Annotated in this window: 21 protein-coding genes; 4 read left to right on the top strand and 17 right to left on the bottom strand. The window is 71.3% G+C overall.

Going from position 1 to position 21,672, the window contains the following annotated elements; all coding sequences use genetic code 11:
• Positions 1 to 30: 30 nt before the first annotated feature.
• Positions 31 to 4,872 carry an NAD-glutamate dehydrogenase gene (locus GPA04_RS15190; protein ID WP_241680833.1) on the bottom strand — a complete coding sequence of 1,614 codons (4,842 nt, stop codon included), beginning with the start codon at positions 4,870 to 4,872 and terminating at the stop codon, positions 31 to 33.
• A gap of 108 nt (positions 4,873 to 4,980) precedes the next feature.
• Complete coding sequence (locus GPA04_RS15185; RefSeq protein WP_156225048.1) at positions 4,981 to 5,442, bottom strand: T6SS immunity protein Tdi1 domain-containing protein; 462 nt, start codon at positions 5,440 to 5,442, stop codon at positions 4,981 to 4,983.
• A 64-nt stretch (positions 5,443 to 5,506) separates the two neighbouring features.
• Here GPA04_RS15185 and GPA04_RS15180 point away from each other — a divergent pair, with 64 nt between their 5' ends.
• Positions 5,507 to 6,529 carry an LLM class flavin-dependent oxidoreductase gene (locus GPA04_RS15180; RefSeq protein ID WP_156225237.1) on the top strand — a complete coding sequence of 341 codons (1,023 nt, stop codon included), beginning with the start codon at positions 5,507 to 5,509 and terminating at the stop codon, positions 6,527 to 6,529.
• A 4-nt stretch (positions 6,530 to 6,533) separates the two neighbouring features.
• Here the strand turns inward: GPA04_RS15180 and GPA04_RS15175 are convergent, their stop codons facing one another.
• The 9 genes from GPA04_RS15175 to GPA04_RS15135 form a co-directional block, all read right to left on the bottom strand.
• Complete coding sequence (locus GPA04_RS15175; RefSeq protein ID WP_156225047.1) at positions 6,534 to 7,028, bottom strand: pyridoxamine 5'-phosphate oxidase family protein; 495 nt, start codon at positions 7,026 to 7,028, stop codon at positions 6,534 to 6,536.
• A complete protein-coding gene (locus GPA04_RS15170) occupies positions 7,025 to 7,462 on the bottom strand; it encodes an SRPBCC family protein (RefSeq protein WP_156225046.1) in 438 nt (145 codons plus the stop codon). The genes GPA04_RS15175 and GPA04_RS15170 overlap by 4 nt, the downstream gene beginning before the upstream one ends.
• Positions 7,459 to 7,806, bottom strand: a complete 348-nt coding sequence (locus tag GPA04_RS15165) for an ArsR/SmtB family transcription factor (protein ID WP_156225045.1) — start codon at positions 7,804 to 7,806, stop codon at positions 7,459 to 7,461. Before GPA04_RS15165 ends, GPA04_RS15170 begins: the two co-directional genes overlap by 4 nt.
• Positions 7,807 to 7,957: 151 nt before the next feature.
• The gene (locus tag GPA04_RS15160; protein WP_156225044.1) at positions 7,958 to 8,914 is read right to left on the bottom strand and encodes an EamA family transporter; all 957 of its coding nucleotides are present in this window, start codon (positions 8,912 to 8,914) and stop codon (positions 7,958 to 7,960) included.
• A complete protein-coding gene (locus GPA04_RS15155; RefSeq protein WP_156225043.1) occupies positions 8,911 to 9,387 on the bottom strand; it encodes an SRPBCC family protein in 477 nt (158 codons plus the stop codon). The genes GPA04_RS15160 and GPA04_RS15155 overlap by 4 nt, the downstream gene beginning before the upstream one ends.
• A 240-nt stretch (positions 9,388 to 9,627) precedes the next feature.
• A complete protein-coding gene (locus tag GPA04_RS15150) occupies positions 9,628 to 10,158 on the bottom strand; it encodes a cysteine hydrolase family protein (RefSeq protein ID WP_156225042.1) in 531 nt (176 codons plus the stop codon).
• Complete coding sequence (locus GPA04_RS15145) at positions 10,155 to 11,636, bottom strand: purine-cytosine permease family protein (protein WP_156225041.1); 1,482 nt, start codon at positions 11,634 to 11,636, stop codon at positions 10,155 to 10,157. The genes GPA04_RS15150 and GPA04_RS15145 overlap by 4 nt, the downstream gene beginning before the upstream one ends.
• 55 nt (positions 11,637 to 11,691) lie before the next feature.
• Entirely contained in the window at positions 11,692 to 13,104 is a 1,413-nt protein-coding gene (locus GPA04_RS15140; RefSeq protein ID WP_206674243.1) for an amidohydrolase family protein, read from the bottom strand.
• A gap of 4 nt (positions 13,105 to 13,108) precedes the next feature.
• Positions 13,109 to 14,638 (bottom strand): MFS transporter, encoded by a 1,530-nt coding sequence (locus tag GPA04_RS15135; RefSeq protein ID WP_156225039.1) that lies wholly within the window; start codon positions 14,636 to 14,638, stop codon positions 13,109 to 13,111.
• A 69-nt stretch (positions 14,639 to 14,707) separates the two neighbouring features.
• On the opposite strand from GPA04_RS15135, the gene GPA04_RS15130 reads away from it, so the two are divergent.
• Positions 14,708 to 15,271, top strand: a complete 564-nt coding sequence (locus GPA04_RS15130) for a TetR/AcrR family transcriptional regulator (protein WP_162458633.1) — start codon at positions 14,708 to 14,710, stop codon at positions 15,269 to 15,271.
• Positions 15,272 to 15,296: 25 nt separating this feature from the next.
• On the opposite strand, the gene GPA04_RS15125 is transcribed toward GPA04_RS15130, so the two are convergent.
• From GPA04_RS15125 to GPA04_RS15105, 5 genes are read right to left on the bottom strand one after another with little or no spacing between them, the layout of a single operon-like run.
• Positions 15,297 to 16,325, bottom strand: coding sequence for an NAD(P)-dependent alcohol dehydrogenase (locus GPA04_RS15125; protein WP_156225037.1), 1,029 nt, complete (start codon positions 16,323 to 16,325; stop codon positions 15,297 to 15,299).
• A gap of 9 nt (positions 16,326 to 16,334) precedes the next feature.
• Positions 16,335 to 17,090 (bottom strand): alpha/beta fold hydrolase, encoded by a 756-nt coding sequence (locus tag GPA04_RS15120; protein ID WP_156225036.1) that lies wholly within the window; start codon positions 17,088 to 17,090, stop codon positions 16,335 to 16,337.
• Positions 17,091 to 17,112: 22 nt separating this feature from the next.
• Positions 17,113 to 17,901 carry an alpha/beta fold hydrolase gene (locus GPA04_RS15115; RefSeq protein WP_156225035.1) on the bottom strand — a complete coding sequence of 263 codons (789 nt, stop codon included), beginning with the start codon at positions 17,899 to 17,901 and terminating at the stop codon, positions 17,113 to 17,115.
• Complete coding sequence (locus tag GPA04_RS15110) at positions 17,898 to 18,521, bottom strand: dihydrofolate reductase family protein (RefSeq protein WP_156225034.1); 624 nt, start codon at positions 18,519 to 18,521, stop codon at positions 17,898 to 17,900. The genes GPA04_RS15115 and GPA04_RS15110 overlap by 4 nt, the downstream gene beginning before the upstream one ends.
• Before the next feature lie 17 nt (positions 18,522 to 18,538).
• Positions 18,539 to 19,096, bottom strand: coding sequence for a dihydrofolate reductase family protein (locus tag GPA04_RS15105; RefSeq protein ID WP_156225033.1), 558 nt, complete (start codon positions 19,094 to 19,096; stop codon positions 18,539 to 18,541).
• A 76-nt stretch (positions 19,097 to 19,172) separates the two neighbouring features.
• Between GPA04_RS15105 and GPA04_RS15100 the strand changes: the two genes are divergently transcribed.
• Positions 19,173 to 19,670 (top strand): winged helix-turn-helix transcriptional regulator, encoded by a 498-nt coding sequence (locus GPA04_RS15100; protein ID WP_156225032.1) that lies wholly within the window; start codon positions 19,173 to 19,175, stop codon positions 19,668 to 19,670.
• Between the two features lie 132 nt (positions 19,671 to 19,802).
• A complete protein-coding gene (locus GPA04_RS15095) occupies positions 19,803 to 20,162 on the top strand; it encodes a VOC family protein (protein ID WP_156225031.1) in 360 nt (119 codons plus the stop codon).
• A gap of 7 nt (positions 20,163 to 20,169) precedes the next feature.
• Here the strand turns inward: GPA04_RS15095 and GPA04_RS15090 are convergent, their stop codons facing one another.
• Positions 20,170 to 21,672: a CoA-acylating methylmalonate-semialdehyde dehydrogenase gene (locus tag GPA04_RS15090; RefSeq protein ID WP_156225030.1), complete on the bottom strand. Its 1,503-nt coding sequence runs from the start codon at positions 21,670 to 21,672 to the stop codon at positions 20,170 to 20,172.

The following is a 21,672-nucleotide window of genomic DNA, read 5'->3' as shown; positions in this document are numbered from 1 at the left end:
CGTCGGATCCGCATCACAAGCGACACACCCTCATCCGGCGAGCGTCCGCAGCGTCCGGACGGCGACCGACAACGTCGCGATCCCCGGGTCTTCCACCTCGCGCACGGCGGCGAGGGCGTCGAGGGCGCGGGTGGTGGCGGTGCCGCCGGTCTGCGCCCAGTCGTCGATGCGCTGCGACGCGGAGGCCTCGGAGGACGTGGCCGCAAGGACCGAACGCGTCAGCGCGATCAGCACCGAGGACAGGTCGTCGCGCATCGCCGCGCGGGCCATCGAGTCCCACCGGTCGTCCTGCGGCAAGGCGTTGACCCGCTGCATCAGGTAGTCGAAGCCGATCTGGCTCGACAGCGCGTAGTAGACGCGAGCGACCTCGTCGACGGCGGCCGGCTCCTCGTCCGCCGTCGCCACGATGTCGAGCAGCGACAGCGATGCCAGCAGCGCGGCGCCGCGCTCGGCGAACGTGTCCGTGAAGCCCGCCTCCTGCAGCTCGGCGACCTTCGCCCGGTGCCGCGCGGCGTCCTCGCCCTGCAGGAGCTCACCCATCCGGTACGTCCAGGTCTGCACCGGCCCGGCGAACGTCTCGACCTCGGCAGCGACGTCGACCATGTCCGGCCGGTTCAGCACGAACCAGCGCGAGGCGCGGTCGAGCAGCCGCCGGAACGTCAGGTACAGGTCGGTCTGCACGAGCGTCGGTGCGACGTTGTCGGTCTCCTCGACCTCGCGCACGAAGCTCTGCAGCCCGAAGATCTCCCGCGAGGTCACGAACGCCCGGGTGATCTGCTCGACCGACCCGCCGGTCTCGTCGGTGGCACGGTACGCGAACGTGATGCCACCGCGGTTGACCATCGAGTTCACCACCGAGTTCACGATGATCTCGCTGCGCAGCGGGTGCGACGCCAGCTCCTCGGCGTACCGCTCCCGCACGGGCTCCGGGAAGTACTCGGCGAGCGTGCGCTCGAACCACGGCTCCTCGGCCAGCGTGGTGGTGGCCAGCTCGTTCTTGAGCGCGAGCTTGGCGTAGGCCAGCACGACGGCGAACTCGGGTCGGGTCAGGCCCTCACCGGCGGCGACCCGCCGCTCGATCTCGTTCTCGTCGGGCAGGAACTCCAGCTCGCGGTCGAGATCGCCGCGCTCCTCCAGCCAGCTGATCAGGCGGCTGTGCACGGGAAGCATCACGGCGCTGTTGGCGCGGCTGTTCCCGAGCAGCACGTTCTGCTCGTAGTTGTCCCGGAGCACCTGAGCGGCCACGGCGTCCGTCATCGAGGCGAGCAGCTCGTTGCGGTGCTCGAGGGTCAGTCCGCCGGACCGCACCGGTTCGGCCAGCAGGATCTTGAGGTTGACCTCCTTGTCTGAGGTGCCCACGCCGGCGGAGTTGTCGATGGCGTCGGTGTTGATGTGCACACCGGCGTGCGCGGCCTCGATGCGGCCGCGTTGCGTCGCCCCGAGGTTGCCGCCCTCACCCACGACCCGCGCCCGGAGCCGGCCGCCGTCGACGCGGATGGCGTCGTTGGCGCGGTCGCCCACCTCGCCGTGGGTCTCGGTGGCGGCCTTGATGTAGGTGCCGATGCCGCCGTTCCACAGCAGGTCGACCTCCGCGAGCAGCACCCGGTGGATCAGCTCGGCCGGCGTCAGCTCCTCCACACCCGGCTCGATCGCCAGAGCTGCGCGCACCTGCGGCGTGATCGGCACCGACTTCGCCGACCGCGGGTAGACGCCACCGCCCTCGCTGATCAACGTGCTGTCGTAGTCGGCCCAGCTCGAGCTCGGCAGGTCGAACAGGCGCCGCCGCTCCGCGAACGAGGTCGCGGCGTCGGGCTCGGGGTCCACGAACACGTGCCGGTGGTCGAAGGCCGCTACCAGCCGGATGTGCTCGCTCAGCAGCATCCCGTTCCCGAACACGTCACCGCTCATGTCACCGACACCGACGACCGTGAAGTCCTCCTCCTGCGTGTTGACGCCGAGCTCGCGGAAGTGCCGCTTCACCGACTCCCATGCGCCGCGTGCGGTGATGCCCATGCCCTTGTGGTCGTACCCGGCGGACCCACCGGAGGCGAACGCGTCGTCGAGCCAGAACCCGTACTCGCGCGAGATCTCGTTCGCGACGTCGGAGAACGAGGCCGTGCCCTTGTCCGCCGCGACCACGAGGTAGGGGTCGTCGGCGTCGTGCCGCACCAGCCGCTCCGGCGGCACCACGTCCGCGCCGACGCGGTTGTCGGTCAGGTCGAGCAGCCCACGGATGAAGGTCCGGTAGGCGGCCTTGCCGGCCTCGACCCACGCGCCCCGGTCCGCGGCCGGGTCCGGCAGCTGCTTGGCGACGAACCCGCCCTTGGAGCCGGTGGGCACAATCACGGCGTTCTTCACCATCTGCGCCTTCACGAGCCCCAGCACCTCGGTGCGGAAGTCCTCACGCCGGTCGCTCCACCGCAGGCCACCGCGCGCAACCTTCCCGAACCGCAGGTGCACACCCTCGACCGAGGGTGCGTAGACCCAGATCTCGGCCATCGGGTGCGGCTGCGGCAGGTTGGGGACCCGGCGGCAGTCGAGCTTCATCGACACGTACGGCTTGACGCCCCCCGGTGCGCTCTCGTCCCGCTGGAAGAAGTTGGTGCGCAGCGTGGCGCGCACGATCCCGATGAAGGAGCGCAGGATCCGGTCCGCGTCGAGGCTCGCGACGTCGTCGAGCGCGTGCAGCAGGTCCTGCACCTGGGTGGCGGTCTCCTCCTCGCGCGCTGTCGCGTCCCCGGGCCGGTCGGGGTCGAACCGCGTCTCGAACAACCGCACCACGCCGGCCGCGAGGCGCGGGTTCGCGATCAGCGCCTCCTCGATGTAGTCCATCGAGAACGCCGACCCGACCTGACGCAGGTACCGCCCGATCGCGCGCAGCACCACGATCTCGCGCCAGCTCAGCCCGGCGGTGAGCACGAGCGCGTTGAGCGCGTCCGACTCGGCGGCGCCGCTCCGCACGGCGGTGAACGCCTCCTCGAACGGCGCGCCGTCCTCGTCCCAGATCTCGGGTCGCGCACGCAGCCCGAAGTCGTAGATGTGCAGGCCGTCGTCGGACCGGCCTGAACCCGGCGAGGCGATCGAGTAGGGGCGCTCGTCGACCACCTCGACACCCAGATCGGTCAGCACGGGCAGCACGCGGGTCAGCGACAGCGGCTCGTCGGAGAACACCTTGAAGCGCCGCTCGCCCGGCCCCTCGCCGGCGGCGAGATGGACGGACCGGCCCGACGACGACAGCTCGCCCAGGCGGATCAGGTCACCGACCGCGTCGGCCGGGTCGATGTCCTCCTTGTAGGCCTCCGGGAACCGGAACCGTGCCAGCAGGTCGTTGGCGACGTCCTCGCCGTGACCGGCGTCGTGGACGGCGTCGGCGAGCTGCTCGTCCCAGGTGCGGATCGCGTCGAGGACGCGTTCCTGCAGCGCCGTCACGTCGACATCCGGCACCGACTGCCCGGTGCCGGCGCGCACCACGAAGTGCAGCTGCGCCAGCGGGGAGTCGGAGAGCCGCGTGGTGTAGTCGACGTGCTCGGCGTCGAACGCCTCCCGCAGCATCGACTCGATGCGCAGCCGCACCGCCGTGGTGTACCGGTCGCGGGGCACGAACACCAGCGCCGAGGCGAACCTGCCGAACTCGTCCTTGCGGACGAACAGCTTCGGACGGCGGCGCTCGGCCAGGTAGGCGACCTCCTGCACGGTCTGGGTGAGCCGGTCCACGCCGACGGCGAACAGCTCGTCCCGCGGGTAGGCCTCGAGGATCTGGGCGAGGTCCTTGCCGGAGTGGCTGCTGGCGGCGAAACCGGAGCGGTCGAGCACGGCCTCGGCCTTGGCGGCCGCGATCGGGAGCCGGAAGACCGACTCGGCGTACGCCGTCGAGGTGAACAGCCCGAGGAAGCGCTTCTCGCCGGTGACGGCGCCGTCGGCGTCGAACGTGCGGATGCCGATGTAGTCCAGGTAGACCGGGCGGTGCACCGTGCTGCGCGAGTTCGCCTTGGTCACGGTGAGCAGTCGTGGCTCACGTGCGGTCGCCTGCGCCTCCGGGCGCAACCGGGTGTACGGGGCGTCCGGGGTACGCAGGATGCCGAGCCCGGAGCCCTCGACGGGCCGGAGCACGAGCTCGGTGCCGCCGTCGACGTCGGCCTCCTCCAGGTGGTACTCGCGGTAGCCGACGAACGTGAAGTGGTCGTCGGCGAGCCAGCTGAGGAACTCCTGGGTGGGCTGGACCTCCGCCTGATCGACGGTGGGTGGGACGCCGCGCTCGAGGTCGGCCACGACCGCCTCGCACGCGCTCTTCATCTCGCGCCAATCCTCGACGGCGGCGCGGACGTCGTCGAGCACGTCCCGCAGGTGCGTGGCCAGGGCGTCCTGCGCCTCCGCCGTGGTGAGCCGGTCGACCTCCAGGTGCATCCAGGACTCGGTGACGCCCACCGTGGCCGGCGGGCGCTCGTCGCGGACATCCTCGAGCGAGCCGCTCTCGGAGCGACGCACCACGAGCAGCGGGTGCACGATCAGGTGCACGGCCAGCTCGTCCTGGGCGATCGCGGCCGTGACCGAGTCGACGAGGAACGGGGAGTCGTCCGTGCAGATCTGCACGATGGTGCGCCGGGAGGTCCAGTCGTTCTCCCGCAGCGAGGGCGAGAACACCCGCACCAGCGTCTGCCGGGGCTCGCGGGTCGCGGCGAGCTCGCGCAACGACCGTACGGCGCCCACGAGGTCGCGCGGCTCCCGCTCCAGCAGGTCCTCGGTGGCGACGTGCTCGAGCACCCGCTCGATCACGGGCGCCAGCTCCGGCTCACCACCCTCCGCGGTCAGCTCGGCGGTCTGCCTGAAGACCCGGTCACGGATCGCGTCGCTCTCGGTCCCAGCAGTCGCCACAGCCTCGCTCCTTCGCACGACGGTGTCCCTGGCGCCGAGTCTAGGAGCGCTGTCGAGGGGTGGGGTGCCGGGTGTCTGAGGCGCGGTACTGCAGTGACCGCCTGGTGGTCAGGCTCGTTGCCAGAGCTCTCCGACGATCTCGAGGAAGACCCACACGTCACCCTTGCTGTAGGTCTCGGGCGCGCCGCTGCCGCCGAGCATCGGATAGGGGACGGGCATGTACACCTCTTCGGGGCCGATCGGACCGAGCCGCTCGACGACCGAGCGCACCAGGCTGGGCGGGAAGATCCAGCTCTGGAAGCCGGGGTCGTCGGTCACGGTACGGCGGAACTCGGTGAGCGAGGCGGCCGGGTAGGCCTTGCTGCCGCCCTCCAGCGGGTAGACGGCGCAGAACTGCTGCTGGTCCTCGTCGGAGAGGAAGACGTGGCCGAACCGTGAGAAGCCGTGCAGCAGCGGGTAGGGCCCGTGCAGTCGGGGCCAGGTCGGCATCATCTCGGCCGTCGGCGCCGGCTCCTCGGCGAAGGTGTACGGGTGCCATCCGGGAAGGTCTGCTGGTGCGGGTGTGGTCATGGGGCGAGCGTAGGGATCCGCTGCCTCGGCACGACAGGGCAGAGGTGCCTACGCTGGTCCGGTGATCGAGCTCGGTGTGGACACGTTCGGAGATGTCACGGTCGACCAGGACGGTCGACCGGTCCCGCACCACCAGGTGATCAGGGACGTCGTCGAGGAGGGCGTCCTCGCGGAGGAGGTGGGGCTCGACTTCTTCGGGGTGGGCGAGCACCACCGGGACGACTTCGCCGTGTCAGCACCGGACGTGGTGCTGACGGCGGTCGCAGCGCGCACCGAGCGGATCCGGCTCGGCTCCTCGGTGACCGTGCTGTCCTCCGACGACCCGATCCGGGTGTTCCAGCGCTTCTCCACCCTGGACGCGGTCTCGAACGGCCGCGCGGAGGTCACCCTGGGCCGGGGCTCGTTCACCGAGTCGTTCCCGCTGTTCGGGCTCGACCTCGCCGACTACGAGGTGCTGTTCAGCTCCAAGCTGGACCTGTTCGCCGCGCTGCTGCAGGGCGGCCCGATCAGCTGGTCCGGGCCGACCCGGCCGCCGCTGGAGGGCGTGACCGTCTACCCGCCGACGGCGAGCGGCTCCCTGCGCACCTGGATCGGCGTGGGCGGCAGCCCCGAGTCAGTCATCCGTGCGGCCAGCTACGGGTTGCCGCTGATGCTCGCGATCATCGGGGGTGACCCGGTGCGGTTCGCGCCGTTCGTCGAGCTGTTCGGCGACGCCCTCGCCCAGCACGGCCGCCCGATGCTGCCCGTGGGCGTGCACGCGCCCGGCTACGTGGCGGCCACCGACGAGCAGGCGCGCGAGGAGTACTTCCCGCACTACGCGACGATGCTGGGTCGCATCGGCCGGGAGCGCGGCTGGCCGCCGCTCACGCGCTCGCGGTTCGAGGCCGAGGCCGGTCCCGAGGGTGCCTTGTTCGTCGGGTCGCCCCGCACCGTCGCCGCCAAGATCGTGCGCACGGCGACGGCGTTGGGGCTGTCCCGGTTCGACCTCAAGTACAGCGCGGGGACCCTCCCGCACCACCTGACCACCTCGTGCATCGAGCTGTACGGGACCGAGGTCGCGCCGCTCGTGCGCGAGGCGCTGGCGTAGACGCTCAGCTCATGAGGCCCTTCTCGCGCATGAGCCGCACGAGGTTGTCCGGGATCCGGGTCTCGAAGTCGTACACACGCGCCCACGTCGGCGTGAGGGTGATCTTGGCCATCCGGTCGTAGAGGGCGGTGACCTCCTCTCGAAAGGCCGGGAGCGCGTCGTCGCCCAACGTGCGGCGAGCACCTTCCAGGTACTCGGGGACCACGCCGTCGACCATCTCGACCTCGACCGTGCCGCGCACCAGCAGGATCAGCGGCGGGTGGGTGTCGGTGTCGATGGTCAGCGCCACCGCCGGGTTCTGCTGGAGTGCGGCGATCTTGGGTGCGCCCTCGGAGGTGGCCATCACGAAAGCGGTGCCGTCGAAGTGGTAGCCGATCGGTATCGCGCGGGGCGTGCCGTCGGTGGCGACGTATGCCAGCCGCGCGGGGATCGGGGCGGCGAGCAGCTGCTGCGCGAGCGGGTCCTCGTTGAGTAGCCGGCGCACCTCGTCCCCGGTCATGCCGCCACCCATCGGCTGAGGCTCGCGAGGGCCTCGTCCCAGCCGTCGTAGATGAAGCCGTCGCCGGGCGCGCCCTCGACCCCCTGCAGCGTGAACGTCATGCGGGTGCGGCCGCCGACCGGCTCAAGGTCGACGGTGATCTGCATCGCGTCCTCGATGCTGTCGGTGGGGTGGCCCCAGGACATCACCAGCCGGTGGGGCGCCTCCAGCTCGATGTACTCGCCACCGGTGGGGTAGGTAGCGCCGGTCTCGTCGTTGATCATCGTGTACGCGTACCTGCCGCCCACGCGCAGGTCCACGGAGATGCTCTCGCGCGGGGTGCTGACGCCGTCGGGCAGCCAGTGGGCCATCTGGTCCGGTTCGACCCACGCGGACCAGATCCGGTCCGGGGTGGCGTCGAACTCGCGCACGATGGTGAACTCCTTGCTGGTCATGCGTTCCTCTCCTCGTCCGGCGCCGTCCGGCGCAGGTGCTGGTCCAACTTCTCGAACCGTCGCTCCCAGGCGGCGCTGTGCTGCGCGATCCATGCCGACGCCTCGTCCATGCCCTCCGGCCGCAGGTGGCAGGGGCGGTACTGCGCGGCCGCCGACCGCGTGATGAGGCCGGCCTCCTCGAGCACCGTCACGTGCTGCGAGACCGCCGGCCGACTCATCGAGTACGGCGCGGCGAGCTCGGTCACCGAGAGCGGACCGGTCTCCAGACGGCTGAGGATGTCCCGCCGCGTCGGGTCCGCGAGCGCCGCGAAGATCCGGCTCAAACCATCGGTCGTGACCGGCATCCGTTCCTCCTAGGTAAGCAAGATCTTACGTAAGAGGATGCTTACACATGAGGGGCTCGCAGTCAAGCGCGTGCCAGAAGTGCGTTGAAACCCCTGGAGGCGCAGAAGTGCGTTGAAACCTCTGCGGGGGCGGAAGTGCGTTGAAAGCGGTTCAGGAGTCGGGGATGGCGGGCTCGGGCTCGACGCCGACGTCGCTGACGCCGGACCGTTCGTCGGCCTTGACGGCGATCACGCCGGCGAGGATGAGCACGCCGCCGACCAGCTGGATCGGGCGGGGCAGCTGGCCGAGGAGCGCCCAGGCGATGAGCACGGCGAACAGCACCTCGGTGAGGCCCACGAACGAGGCGACCTTGGAGCCGAGCACACGCGCGGCGCCGACGCCGGAGCTGTACGCGATCGCCGTCGAGATCAGCCCCAGTGCGCCGACCAGCACCCACCACGGCAGCGACTGCCCGGCGAGCGTGACGTCCGCCGCGGTGAACCGCATCGGCAGGATGCCGATCGCGCCCACCAGCCCGAGCGTCACGGCCCCGGTCAGGAGCCCGGCCGCGGCGAGCGCCACGGGAGGGATCGGGGTGCGGGCGTCGGCCGAGGTCACGAAGTAGGTCGCCAGCCCGACCGCCGCGATCAGCCCCCAGACCACCCCGAGCGGGTTGACGCTCGCACCGCTGGCGACGTCCAGCACCCCCACCAGGCCCACGAGCGCGACCACCCCGCCGGCGATGCTGAGCGGCCGCGGTCGCTGCCCGTGCCGCAACCACAGCCAGAGCACCACCAGCAGCACGCCCAGGTACTCCAGCAGCAGTGCCACGCCCACCGAGACGTGCTGCACGGCCTGGAAGTACGCCAGCTGGGTGACGCCGACGGCCATCACGCCGAACAGCAGCACCGTGCGCCAGCCCGTCAGCAGCAGCCGCCAGCGACCCCGCATCGCGATGCTCGCCGGCACCGCCAGCAGCACGGCGGCGATCGCGGCGCGGGCCGTGACGGCTGCTGCGGGTGACCAGCCGGCGTCGAGCAGGCCTTTCGCGATCGCTCCCGAGGTGCCGAAGGCGAGCGCGGAGACGAGTGCGAGCGCCATGCCGGCGCCGGTGCTGCGCTGCCTCATGCGGTCGGTCGCACGGCGGCCAGCACGCGGGGGTCGGCGCAGCCGCGCGCGAACCCGGCGATTCTGCGGTCGATGTCGCGCTGCAGCAGCCAGGTCCCGATCCGTTCGGCCAGCGGTGCGAGCCACGCGGGCCGGCACCCGAAGCTGTACTTCCAGGTGGCCTGCGTGCCGCCGTCGGTGGCCTTGAAGCGCCAGCCGCCTGCGAGGTTGGTGAAGAACCACGGTCCGGTCACCATCCGCATGCCGACGTTCGACGGCGGAGCGTACGAGACGTACTCGCTCACCATGGTCATCCCCGAGGTGTGCTGGGTGAAGGTGCGCACGCCCTTCGCGGGCGCGGTCGCCCCGTCGAGGAAGTGCTGACGCCGGATGAAGGGGTCCCAGCTCAGCCGCGTGGGCCCGGTGGTCTGCGAGACCGCGAACGCGGTCGCGGGGTCGACGGGCACCACCACGGACGACTCCACCACGGGCACGGCGGCTCCTCCCTCACACGGCACAGCACAGCACGGCACGGCACGGCACGGCACGAGGTCGTACCTCCGGCTCGAGATCGCACCGTTGGCGGTGCGATCTCGAGCCAACGGTACGACCTCACCGACATGGAGGTGCGAGCGCACGCGCGGGCGCAGGTGCGCGCTCGCAGGCGGGTGCTCGCGGACAGGTGGCAGACGGGCGCTCGCCGGCGGATGCGTGGAGAGCGACGCGTCGCCGCGTCAGACCACCTCGATCTGCGGCGCGTAGAGCCGCATCACGGACAGGGCGCTCTCGTGGGCCTCGAGGCTCGACCCCGCGCACCCGGCCGCGACGACCCGGACCCGGGCGCCGCCGTCCGCGGCCGCGAGAGCGGTCGAGATGACGCAGCAGTCGGTCGAGACACCGACGAGGGTGATCGTGGGGGCCGGTCCGGTGATCGCCTCGAGCTCGGGACCCCACTTGCCGAAGGTCGGCCGGGTGAGCACGTGCGGGGCGGCGAGCGCGCGCGCCTCGTCGACGAGGTCGAACAAGGCGTCGTCGGCCGGCTTGTCGGCGAACGGCCAGGCCTCGAAGTAGTCGGTCCAGGACCCGATGCGGGCGGCGCCGGTGGCCGGCACCCAGCGCGTCAGGACCACCCGGTCACCGTGCTCACGCGCGAGCTCAGCGACTACCGGAACGGTGTCGGCGAACATCGGCGAGCCCCAGTCGGAGCCAGGGTCGGCGAAGACGCGCTGGTGGTCGATCACCACCAGCCAGGGGGCCTCGCTCACGAGCCGGTCTCCTGGCGGCGGACCGCGCCACGCTGCAGCAGGAGGTAGCCGAGGAGCCCGATGAGCAGCGCGAACAGCACACCGAGGTTCGCCCAGGCCCAGTCGCCGTCGCGACCGCCCAGGCCCAGCGGGCCGAGGAGGTAGCCCTGCCAGTTGTTCCACGGCGCGGCGTCGGCGAAGTTGTTGATCACCAGGCCCCACCCGATCACCGACGCGACCGCCATCAGCGCGATCGAGGTCCAGTTCCAGCTGCCGTAGCGGCCGCGGGGGTCGAAGAGCGCCTGGTCGTCGTAGTCGCGGCGGCGCAGCAGGGTGTCGGCCATCGCGATGCCCGCCCACGCGGCGATCGGGACGCCGAGCGTGATGAGGAACGACTGGAACGGGCCGAGGAAGTCCTGCGCGAAGAACACCACCCAGATGGCACCGACGGTGAGGATGGCGCCGTCGATCGCTGCGGCGACCGGGCGCTTGACCCGCAGGCCGAGGCTCAGCAGCGTCAGGCCCGAGGAGTAGATGCCGAGCACGGCACCGGAGACCAGGGCGAGCACGGCCGCGACCAGGAACGGCACCAGGAACCAGGTGGGAAGCAGCGTGGCCAGGGTTCCGATCGGGTCGGCGGAGATGCCGTCCATGAGGTCGGGCCGGGTGCCGATCAGCGCGAGCCCGTAGAGCACCAGCATGATCGGGGCGATCGCGCCGCCGAAGGTGTTCCAGAAGACGATCGCACCGCCGTTGGCGTCGCGGCGCTGGTAGCGCGACCAGTCGGCGGCGATGTTGACCCAGCCGAGCCCGAAGCCGGTGAGCACCATGACCAGCGCGCCCACCATGGCCTGACCCGAGCCGGCCGGGATGGCAGCGGCGGCACCGAGGTCGATCTCGCTGACCGTCAGCACGATGTAGGCGAGGGTGACCGCGCCGGTGACCCAGGTGAGCACCGACTGCAGCTTCATGATCAGGTGGTACCCGGCGACCGAGGCGCCCACGATCAACGCGGCGACCACGAGCATGGCCAGGACCTTGGTGGTGGTGCCGCCGCCCCACTCCAGGCGCGTGAAGATCGTTGCTGTGGCGAGCACCGCCATGATCGCGAGGAAGGTCTCCCACCCCATCGAGATCAGGTAGGAGAACACGCCGGGGACCTTCTGGCCCGCCACGCCGAACGAGGCGCGCGAGAGGATCATCGTGGGCGCCGAGCCCCGCTTGCCGGCGAGCGCGATGACGCCGCACGCCAGGAAGCTCAGCGTGATCCCGATGACGGTGACGATCGCCGCCTGGCCGAAGCTGACGCCGAACCCGTAGACGAACGAGGCGTAGCTGACACCGAACACCGAGATGTTCGCGGCGAACCAGGGCCAGAACAGGTCGCGCGGCTTCGCGGTCCGTTTGTCCGGCGTGACGATCTCGATGCCGGTGGTCTCGATACGGGTGTCCTGCTCGAGCGCGGTGCTGCCCTCGGGTGCGGACGTCGTCTCTGTCATGGCGGGAGCGTGGCACACCCCGCCGTCGTTGGCGAGGAACATCGCCTCTCACGCCTCACTGCACGCCCCCGGCGATGCGGCGCGCGGCCGCCAGCAGCTCCTGCCGCTCGGGCTGAGCGACGTGACGGCCGTCGACCACCACGGCGTCGATCGACCGGGTGTTCCGGATGTCGTCCAGCGGGTCGGCATCCAGGATCACCAGATCGGCCAGGCGGCCCTGCTCGACCGTGCCGGCCAGCTGCTCGCGGCCCAGGAACCTGGCCGGTTCCAGGGTGGCGCACTGCAGAGCGCGCATCGGGGTGAGGCCTGCCGCGACCAGCAGCTCGAGCTCGACATGCAGGCTGAACCCGGGGAACAGACCGGGACCGACGCAGTCCGTGCCGGCGAGCAGCCGCACTCCGGCCTCGTCCATCGCCGCCACGGTCGCGAGACGCCAGCCGTGCAGGGCGCGATGCCGGCCCACCTCTTCCTCCGATCGGCCACCTCCGCAGTAGATCTGGGTCTGGAGGAAGTCCCAGGACTCGGGGGTGCCGGGGACCATGTAGCCCATGCGCGGATCGTCCGCGTCGACGGACTCCGGGTGGTCGATGACTGCATGCACCGCGAGCGTCGGCGTGTACGCCACGTCGGCCGCCACCATCCGTTCGAAGATCGACGCAGCCCTGGTGGAGCTGTAGCTCGCGAGAGCGTCCCACTCGACCCGGCTGACCTGCTTGAGCCAGCTGCCGAGGTGGAACTCCGGAGTGGTCTCTATCCGCGCCATGGCCGCCTCGAGCCTGTCCACGTCCGACGACGCGGCCGGCCAGATCCCGCCGAACAGGTGCTCGAAGGAGCGCTGTCCCGACTCGATCTGCTCCAGGAACGGCACGTGGTCCGACCGGTGGCCGGCCACGGTGATGCCCCGGAGGTGGGACTCGGCGAGGACGGCGCGGTACGCCTCGGGGCCGAGCCGGGAGTACACCTTGATGAAGTCCGCGCCGCCGTCGATGGCCTCGGGCACGGCACGGCGGGCCTGCTGGGGTGAGCTGATGGTCACGATCGGGGAGTCCGGCACGTCGGACCACAAGGCGGGTTCGCCGTCGAGAAGCGGGCTGGCGATCGTCATCCGTGGCCCGAGCAGCTGACCGGACTCGATCATGCGGCGGATCCGGTGCAGCCGGGGTCGGCCCCACATCTCACGGACGGCGGTGATGCCGTTGGCGACGTAGAGGCTGGCGAAGTGCCGCGGGTCGTCGGTCTCGGACTCGCTGTGCACGTGCATGTCGGTGAGACCGGGGATGACGTACTTCCCGCGGACGTCGTGGACGAGGGCGCCGCAAGGAATCGGGACCTGGCTCGCGGGACCCACGGCCACGATCGTCCGGTCGCGCACGACCAGGGTCTGGTCGGGTCGGGGTGGGGCGCCGGTGGCGTCGATCACCGTGGCGCCGACGTAGGCCTGGACGTCGCGGCGAGGGGTGTCGCCCACCATGTCAGTGCCCCCCGGCCTCGGTCACCTGCTGCGCGGTCACGTTGCGCAGGGTGATGCCGGCGCCGACGGCGGCCGCTGTGAGAACGACGGCACCGGCGATCGCCGAGACCACGAAGCCGTGCGTGTACGCGTCGAAGGCATCGCGGAGCAGCCGCTCGGCGACCTCGGGCGGGAGCTCCTGCGCGATCGCGACCGCTGCCCCGATCGTGTCGGCTGCAGCCTCGGTGCCCGGCACGGGGTCGGCTGCCATCGTGTTCCGGTAGGTCGCTCCGGCGAGGGTCCCGAGGACAGCGATGCCGAGCGCGCCACCGAACTCGCTGCTCGTCTCGGCGAGGGCCGACGCGGCACCGGCCTTCTCGGGCGGGGCTGTGGTGAGCACGAGCGAGGTGACCATCGTGGCGGTCATGCCGACGCCGAGGGTGAGCACGCTGTAGGCGGCGATCAGGAGGCCGACAGGTGAGTCGGGGGTGACGAGGCTGACGAGGGCGAAACCGGTGGCGGCGACCAGCAGACCCAGCGTGACCAGCCGTGCGGGAGGGATGGTGCGTGCGAGCAGGGAGGCGATGGCGACGCCGACGAAGCTGCCCGCGACCGTGGGCAGCATCCAGAGCGCGGCCGCGACAGGGGCGAAGCCGAGCACGGTCTGCATGAACGTCACGGAGAGAAGGCCCATGCCCGCCGTGGCGAACACGACGATCGCGTTGGCGATGATCGACCCGCTGAACGACGGACGGGCGAACAGGCGCACGTCGATCATGGGGTTCGCTGCCGTGCGCTGCCGGACCACGAAGAGTCCCGCTAGCAGGATGCCGACCGCGATCGCGGCGATCGAGGTGCCGCCCGCGCCGTCCTCGGCCACGCCCTTGATCCCGTAGATCGCGGACAGGATCGCCGCCAACGACAGCCCGGCCCCGATGAGGTCGAACCGGCCGGGCCGCGGGTCGCGCGACTCGCGGATGACGATAGGTGCGACCATCAGCAGCAGGAGCATCACCGGGAGGTTGATGAGGAAGACCGAGCCCCACCAGAAGTGCTCCAGCAGCAGCCCGCCGACGATGGGTCCGACGGCGATCCCGCCGGTGAAGGCACCGGTCCAGATGCCAACCGCGGTACGGCGCTGGTTCTCGTCCAGAAACATCCCGCGGATGAGCGAGAGGGTGGACGGCGCGAGCGTCGCACCGCCCAGACCGAGGAGGGCGCGGGCGGCGATGAGTGTCTCGGGGCTGGACGCAAACGCTGCCAGCAGCGAGGCTGCGCTGAAGGCGACGGCGCCGATGAGCAGCAGCTTGCGCCGCCCGATACGGTCGCCGACGCTGCCCATGGTGATCAGCAGGCCGGCCATCACGAAGCCGTAGATGTCCATGATCCACAGGTGCTGGCTGGCGGTGGGCGCCAGGTCGGCGCTGATCCAGGGCGAGGCCATGAACAGCACGGACAGGTCCATCGAGGCGAGCAGCGCCGGGAGGACCAAGACGGCCATGCCGAGCCAGTCCCGGGTGGATGCGCGCGGGGGAGCGGAGATCATGTTCATTCCGGCAGAATACACACGTCTAATACACCCGTACAACACGCGCGTATGAACGCGGCGTATCATCGGACCATGGGCCAGCGTCACGACCTCCTCGCCGGGGCGAAGCTCTGCATCGCCGAGAAGGGCTACTCGCGCACGACTGCTCGCGACATCACCGCGGCCTCGGGTGCGAACCTCGCAGCCATCGGCTATCACTTCGGCTCGAAGGAGGCGCTGATGAACGCCGCCATCCTCGAGTCGTTCGAGGGGTGGGGCAACGCGATCGAGCAGGTCTGCGTCGACGCCGGCTGCGACCCGCTCGATCGGTTCGAGCGGTTCCTCGCGGGCTTCCTCGAGGGCTCGGCCACGCAGCGGGCGACGCTCGTGGCGAGTGCGCAGGCGTTCGCCGAGGCCGAGTTCGTCCCCGCGGTCAGGCAGCAGCTCGCGGACACCTACGAGAGGAGCCGCGAGAGCATCGCGGCGATGTTGCTCGGGGTGGAAGCCGCCGAGGTGGACGAGGACGCGCGGCGGCTCGGTTCGCTGGTCCTGGCGATCATCACGGGCACGGCGCTGCAGTGGCTCGTCGAGCCGGAGGCGACGCCCTCGGCCGCCGACCTCGCCGGCGGCCTCAGAGCCCTCGTCCGCACCGACTGAGCGCTGCGGCGCGAGTCCTCCGGAGCTAGATCCTGACGACGATCTTCATGACGTCGGCATCGCCGTTGCGCTTCATGGCGGCCTCGAGATCCTCGAGCCCGACGGCGGCGCTCACCAGGGAGGCCACCTCCACCCGCCCCGAGCTCACCAGGGCGATCGCCGTCGGCCAGGTGTCGACGTACCGGAACAGGCCCTCGACGCGCAGCTCGCGACTCTGCACCCGGAACAGGTCGAGGTCGATGCGGTCCGAGCCCATGCCGACCATGACGGCGATGCCACCCGCACGCAGCGCTCGGATGCCGGCGTCGATGGCTCGCGGTGCGCCGGAGGCGTCGATGAGGGCGTGGAAGTGCTCTTCGGGCACCGGCTGCGTGGTCGGATCGAGCACGGCCGTGGCGCCGTGGGCGAGCGCGACCTCGCGGCGGCTCGCGAGCAGGTCGGACACGACCACCTCGGTGGCGCCGAACGCGGCCGCGGCGGCCGCCGTCAGCACCCCGATCGGACCGGCCCCGGTGACGAGCACGCGCGAGCCGGGCACGACGCCCGCCTTGCGTACGGCCGCGATGCCGACGCTGAGCGGCTCGAGGAGCGCGGCCTCGTCGTCGGACATCCCCTCGGGGAGCACGAACGCGAAGTCGGCGGGTACGGCGATGTAGCCGGCGAACGCCCCGTGAACCGGGGGAGCGGAGGGGAACTCCACGTCGCGGCACAGGTTGTAGCGACCGCCGAGGCAGTAGCCGCAGCGGCGGCAGGGTCGTTGTGGGTCGACGGCGACCCGCTCACCGATCCGCGCGGGGTCGACGCCCGGGCCGACCGCGGCGATCACGCCCGCGACCTCGTGCCCGAGGATCAGCGGCTCCTCGACGACCAGGTCACCGACGCGGCCGTGCTGCCAGAAGTGCACGTCCGAGCCGCAGAGCCCGACGGACGTCGGTCGCACGAGCACCTCGTGCGGGCCCGGCTGCGGGGTCGGGGTGTCGCGGACGACGATCTGCTGCGGGGCGTCGAGGAACGCGGCACGCATGGTCGGGGGGACGGGTGCCGGCGTGGCCATCGCAGCAGCCTACGAGGGCCGTCGACGGCGCGGTGCGAGCAACGGGGGCGGTTCGCCCAGCAGGAAGTCGAGCAGGATCGCGTGACACAGCTCCGGCTTCTCCCAGAGCAGGCCGTGCGAGGTGCCGGGCACCACGGCCAGCTCCGCACGTGGCATCGCGCGGTAGGCGGCGCTCGCGTGCTCGAGGGTCACCTCGTCGTCGTCGGCGACCATCAGGAGGGTCCGGACGTCGACGGCGGCGAGCTCGGTGGTGGTCATCGCCGGCTCACGTCGGTGCAGCTCCGCGAGCTTGCGCGCCAGGATCGGGTAGTGCTCCGCGCCGTCGGGAGAGACCTCGCCGTGGCTCCGCGCCATGGCGGCGGGCGGCCCCTCGTCGAGCTCGTCGAGCACGCCGTCGGCCCAGCCGTCGCGGTGGAAGGGTGCGGCGACCATCGCGAACCGCTCGACGAGGTCGGGCCGCTGGGCGGCGACCCGCAGCCCGACGATCCCGCCGTCGCTGTACCCGAGCAGCCGCACCGGGCCGCCCACGACCTCCTCGAGGAAGGCGATCGTGTCGGCGGCGTCGGTCTCGAAGGACAGCGGCCGAGCGTCGTCGGCGACGTGGCCGTGCCCGCGGCGCTCGGGCAGCAGCAGCCGGAGGTGCGCGCCCAGCGCCTCCAGGTTGGGCGCGAACGCCCGTGCATCGACGCCGCCGGGATGCAGCAGCACCAGTGGGGGAGCCGCGGCGTCGCCCAGATCGGCGTACCAGAGGTCGTACCCGCCCACGCGGACCTGGGTGCCCTCGATCTCAGGTCTCCGGCTGCGTCGCTGCGGTGTGCCACAGCGCGAGCGCGGCACCGACCGCCTCGGGGCGCTCGTGCGGGAGGGCGTGCCCGGCGTCGGCGACGACCACCGAGGTGGCCCGGGGGTAGGCGGCGAGCAGGCCGACGTGCTGCCGGTACCCGACCCAGGCGTCCTGCCGCCCGGTCATCACCAGCACCGGGTGCGCGTACTCGGCCGCGAGATCGAGGGTGTCGTCGGTCATCAGGCGCTCCACCGCCTGGTCGTCCCAGTGCCCGAGCACCGGTGCCACGGCCTCGTGGAACCGCGCGAGCGTAGCCGCCGTCTGGACGACGAAGTAACCGGTGTAGGCCTCGGCGAGCTCGGGCGGCAGCGAGGCGGCGGCGCCGTCGTCGGCGACCACCATGGCCGGTTCCATGTGCTGGTCGGAGGAGACCATCGGGCACAGCAGCGCGAGGCCACGGACCTGGCCGGGTCGTCGGGCGGCCAGGCCCCTGGCCAGGTGCGCTCCGAAGGAGTGGCCGACCAGCGTGAACGGCTCGTCGCCGAAGGCGGCCGCCACGAGCTCGTCGAGAGCGTCGACGGCGTCCTTGGCCGAGGAGATCCCGGTCGCGGTCGAGGAGCCCATGCCCGGCAGGTCGGGGTACACCCGGCGGCAGTGCGCCAGCACGGGATCGAGGAACGCGCGGATCTCCTGGTGCGCCGAGTAGGCACCGTGGAGCGCGAGCACCGGCGGACCGGACCCCACGTCGACGTAGGCCAGCGTGGCTCCGGAGCTCGTCTGGATCGTGGTCACCGGCCCGCCTGCCGCTCGGAGAGGTCCGGATAGCGCACCCGGTACCGCGCGTGCGTCGTCAGTGACGTCCCGCGCACGGCGATCGCCTCGAGGTCGAGGCGACCGACGCCGTCGAGCAGGCGGATCCCCTCACCGAGCACGACGGGGGAGATCTGCAGCGCGAGCTCGTCGACGAGGCCAGCGGCGAGGTAGGCGTTGGTGGTGGTCGGGCCACCGGCGATGTGGATGTCGCGGTCGCCGGCGGCGTCGCGGGCCCGCTCGAGCGCGGCGTGGATGCCGTCGGTGACGAAGTGGAAGGTGGTGCCGCCCTCCATCGCGATCGGCTCGTGCGGGTAGTGGGTGAGCACGAACACCGGCGAGTGGTACGGCGGGTTCGGTCCCCACCAGCCCCGCCAGTCGCGGTCCCACTCGCCGCGGACCGGGCCGAACATGTTGCGGCCCATGACGTAGGCGCCGGCGCCGAGGATGGCGTCGATCTCGGGCTTGTTCTCCTCGGGGGCGTCGAACATCCAGCGGTGCAACGCACCTTCAGGGACGTCCCCGAACGGTCGCTCCTCGGTCTGGTGGTGACCCGTCCCGACGTTGTCGAGCGAGATGGACATGGTGGCGACGACGGTCATGCTGAGCTCCTCGGTGGTCAGTGGCGAACGCGGTAGTGCATGCCGACCGCGCCGCTGCCGAAGCGGTGCTGGTCGATCAGCTCGAGGTCGAGCCGGGTGCCGGCGGCGAACATCGGGGCGCCGCCGCCGATCACGGTGGGGACGAGGAAGGTCCACACCTCGTCGACGAGGCCGGCGCGGAAGGCGACGCCGCCGAGCTCGGCCCCGCCGATCACGATGTCGCTGTCGCTGCTGGCCTTGAGGGCGGCGACGGCATCGGGGTCGAACTCGCGCTCGAGGCGCGTGCGCGGGTGCACGACGCGCTCGAGGGTGCGGGAGTAGACGATCTTGTCGGCGTCCCGCCACTGCCGGGCGAACGCGGCCTGGGCCTCGGGGACCTCGCCGCTCTCGAGATCCATGGTGTCCCAGACGTCCATCAGCTCATAGCTGCGGCGGCCGGAGATGATCGTGCCGGCGCGGCGGAACACCTCGTTGACGAACAGGTGCAGCTCCTCGTCGGGATGGGCGAAGTCGAAGCTGCGGTCCGCCTCGGCGACGTAGCCGTCCAGCGATCCGGTCGCGGAGTAGAAGAGCACGCGATCCTCCTCGAAACTGGTTGCCCTCTGCAACTGGTCACGACGCTAGCAGCACCGGTTGTATGATGCAACCGGTATGACAGAGAAACGCTCCGGGTGCCCGATCAACCTCTCGCTCGAGGTGATCGGTGACAAGTGGTCCCTGCTCGTGATCAGGGACATGACGTTCGGCAACCGGCGCTACTTCCGTGAGCTGCTCACCGGCTCCGAGGAGGGCATCGCCTCGAACATCCTCGCCGACCGGCTGCAGCGCCTGACCGAGGCCGGCATCATCAGCCGCGCACCCGATCCCAGCCACAAGCAGAAGGTCATCTACAGCCTCGCGGAGCCGGGGATCCAGCTGGTGCCGGTGATGGCCGCGCTCGGCAGCTGGGGCAGGCGCCACCTGCCGGTCTCGCGCGAGCTGTCGATCCGCGCCGAGCTCCTCGAGCGCGGCGGACCCGCGATGTGGGAGCGGTTCATGGACGAGCTCCGTGAGCTCCACCTCGGCCAACCACGGCCCGACGGCGCAGGTTCGGTTCTCGCCGAGCTCACCGAGGCCTACCTCGCCGAGATCGCGCGCGCCGAACGGTAGCGGCACCGCACGCGTGCCCCGATGGCCGCGGGCCGGCTCTCACGGGCCAGATCGGGCATCTGGACACGCGTGCGTGTCACCGCGGCGCTCGACAGGCTGCACCAGCACGCCGGCCCGTGGTGAGGTGAGCACATGGACGACAGCACCGCCGTCGAGCTCACGATCGTGCTCGACTCGACCGACCCGTCCCCGCTCGCCGACTTCTGGGCGGCGGCCCTGCACTACCGGCGCGCCGGCGCCGCCGGAGCCTTCGAGGTACTGATGCCCCAGCAGGGCGCCACCGGACCGACGATGCTCCTGCAGCGCGTCACGGAGCCCCAGCAGGGCAAGAACCGGATGCACCTCGACCTGCACGTCGCGAACCTGGACGCCGAGGTCGACCGGCTCGTCGCCCTGGGAGCGAGGAGGCTCGGCGAAGAGACGCTCGGTGAGCTGCGCTGGGTGCGGATGGCCGACCCCGAGGGCAACGAGCTCGACGTCGTGCAGGGGTGATGCACTCCTAGTCGTTCTGCGGGAAGCCGAGGTTGAGCCCGCCGTGGCTGGGGTCGAGCCAGCGGCTGGTGATCGTCTTGTCGCGCGTGAAGAACTCGACGCCGTGCGGTCCGTAGGCCTTGGCGTCACCGAACATCGACGCCTTCCAGCCGCCGAACGAGTGATACGCCACCGGCACCGGGATCGGCACGTTGACACCCACCATCCCGACCTCGACGTCGCGCTGGAACCGGCGGGCGGCGCCGCCGTCGTTGGTGAAGATCGCGGTGCCGTTTCCGTACGGGACCGAGTTGATCAGCTCGACGCCCTCGGCGTAGGAGCCCACGCGCACCACCGAGAGCACCGGGCCGAAGATCTCGTCGGTGTACACGGTCGAGGAGGTGGGCACGTGGTCGACCAGCGAGGGGCCGAGCCAGAACCCGTCGGCTGCACCATCGGCCTCGACCCCGCGGCCGTCGACCACGACGCTGGCGCCATCGCGGCCCGCCACGTCCAGGTAGCCGGCGACCTTGTCACGGTGCTCGCGCGTGATCAGCGGACCCATGTCGGCATCGCCCCGGCCGTCGCCCGTGCGCAGCGTCGCCATCCGCTCGGTGATCTTGCTGACCAGCTCGTCGCCGACCGGGTCGACAGCGACCAGCGCCGAGATCGCCATGCACCGCTCGCCCGCGGACCCGAAGCCGGCGTTGACGGCGGCGTCGGCGGCCAGGTCCAGGTCGGCGTCGGGCAGCACGAGCATGTGGTTCTTCGCGCCGCCGAGCGCCTGCACACGCTTGCCGGCCCTGGTGGCGGTCTCGTACACGTGCCGCGCGATCGGCGTCGAGCCCACGAACGAGATCGCCGAGACATCGGGGTGCACCAGCAGCGCGTCGACCGCCTCCTTGTCGCCGTGCACCACGTTGAGCACGCCGTCGGGAAGTCCGGCCTCCTTCAGCAGCGCCGCCAACCAGCTGGCCGAGGTCGGGTCCTTCTCGCTCGGCTTCAGCACCACGGTGTTGCCCGCCGCGATCGCGATCGGGAAGAACCACAGCGGCACCATCGCCGGGAAGTTGAAGGGACTGATGATGCCGACGACGCCCAGCGGCTCCTTGACCGTGTAGACGTCGACGTCGGTGCTCGCGTTCAGCGAGTACGTCCCCTTGGTCAGGTGCGGCATGCCGCACGCGAACTCGACGACCTCGAGCCCACGCGCGATCTCGCCCGCGGCGTCGGAGAGGACCTTGCCGTGCTCCGCCGTCAGGATCTCGGCGAGCTCGTCGCGCCGGGCGTTGAGCAGCTCCCGGAACGCGAACAGCACCTGCTGCCGCTTCGCGATCGAGGCGCGGCCCCAGCTGGAGAACGCCTCCCGAGCGGCCTGCACCGCCCGGTCCACGTCCGCTGCGGTGCCGAAGCGCACCTGCTTGGCGACGATGCCCTTGGCCGGGTCGTAGACGGGTCCGGTGCGCTCGCCCGAGCCCGCAGCGGGTGCCCCGCCGATCCAGTGGTCGAGAACGTCGGTGGTCTCGGTCAT

It is taken from the genome of Pseudactinotalea suaedae (genome assembly GCF_009733815.1).
In the GTDB taxonomy this organism is placed as follows: domain Bacteria; phylum Actinomycetota; class Actinomycetes; order Actinomycetales; family Beutenbergiaceae; genus Pseudactinotalea; species Pseudactinotalea suaedae.
Note: the sequence above shows the minus strand (reverse complement) of the source record. Positions and strands in the feature narration are given on the sequence as shown.

Bases quoted from the DNA above. Each gene is read 5' to 3' on its own strand.
- GPA04_RS15170 (WP_156225046.1), bottom strand. From the start codon at position 7,462: ATGACCAGCAAGGAGTTCACCATCGTGCGCGAGTTCGACGCCACCCCG.
- GPA04_RS15175 (WP_156225047.1), bottom strand. From the start codon at position 7,028: ATGACCGGGGACGAGGTGCGCCGGCTACTCAACGAGGACCCGCTCGCG.
- GPA04_RS15130 (WP_162458633.1), top strand. From the start codon at position 14,708: ATGGGCCAGCGTCACGACCTCCTCGCCGGGGCGAAGCTCTGCATCGCC.
- GPA04_RS15185 (WP_156225048.1), bottom strand. From the start codon at position 5,442: ATGACCACACCCGCACCAGCAGACCTTCCCGGATGGCACCCGTACACC.
- GPA04_RS15100 (WP_156225032.1), top strand. From the start codon at position 19,173: ATGACAGAGAAACGCTCCGGGTGCCCGATCAACCTCTCGCTCGAGGTG.
- GPA04_RS15165 (WP_156225045.1), bottom strand. From the start codon at position 7,806: ATGCCGGTCACGACCGATGGTTTGAGCCGGATCTTCGCGGCGCTCGCG.
- GPA04_RS15090 (WP_156225030.1), bottom strand. From the start codon at position 21,672: ATGACCGAGACCACCGACGTTCTCGACCACTGGATCGGCGGGGCACCC.
- GPA04_RS15125 (WP_156225037.1), bottom strand. From the start codon at position 16,325: ATGGCCACGCCGGCACCCGTCCCCCCGACCATGCGTGCCGCGTTCCTC.
- GPA04_RS15095 (WP_156225031.1), top strand. From the start codon at position 19,803: ATGGACGACAGCACCGCCGTCGAGCTCACGATCGTGCTCGACTCGACC.
- GPA04_RS15135 (WP_156225039.1), bottom strand. From the start codon at position 14,638: ATGAACATGATCTCCGCTCCCCCGCGCGCATCCACCCGGGACTGGCTC.
- GPA04_RS15110 (WP_156225034.1), bottom strand. From the start codon at position 18,521: ATGACCGTCGTCGCCACCATGTCCATCTCGCTCGACAACGTCGGGACG.
- GPA04_RS15145 (WP_156225041.1), bottom strand. From the start codon at position 11,636: ATGACAGAGACGACGTCCGCACCCGAGGGCAGCACCGCGCTCGAGCAG.
- GPA04_RS15160 (WP_156225044.1), bottom strand. From the start codon at position 8,914: ATGAGGCAGCGCAGCACCGGCGCCGGCATGGCGCTCGCACTCGTCTCC.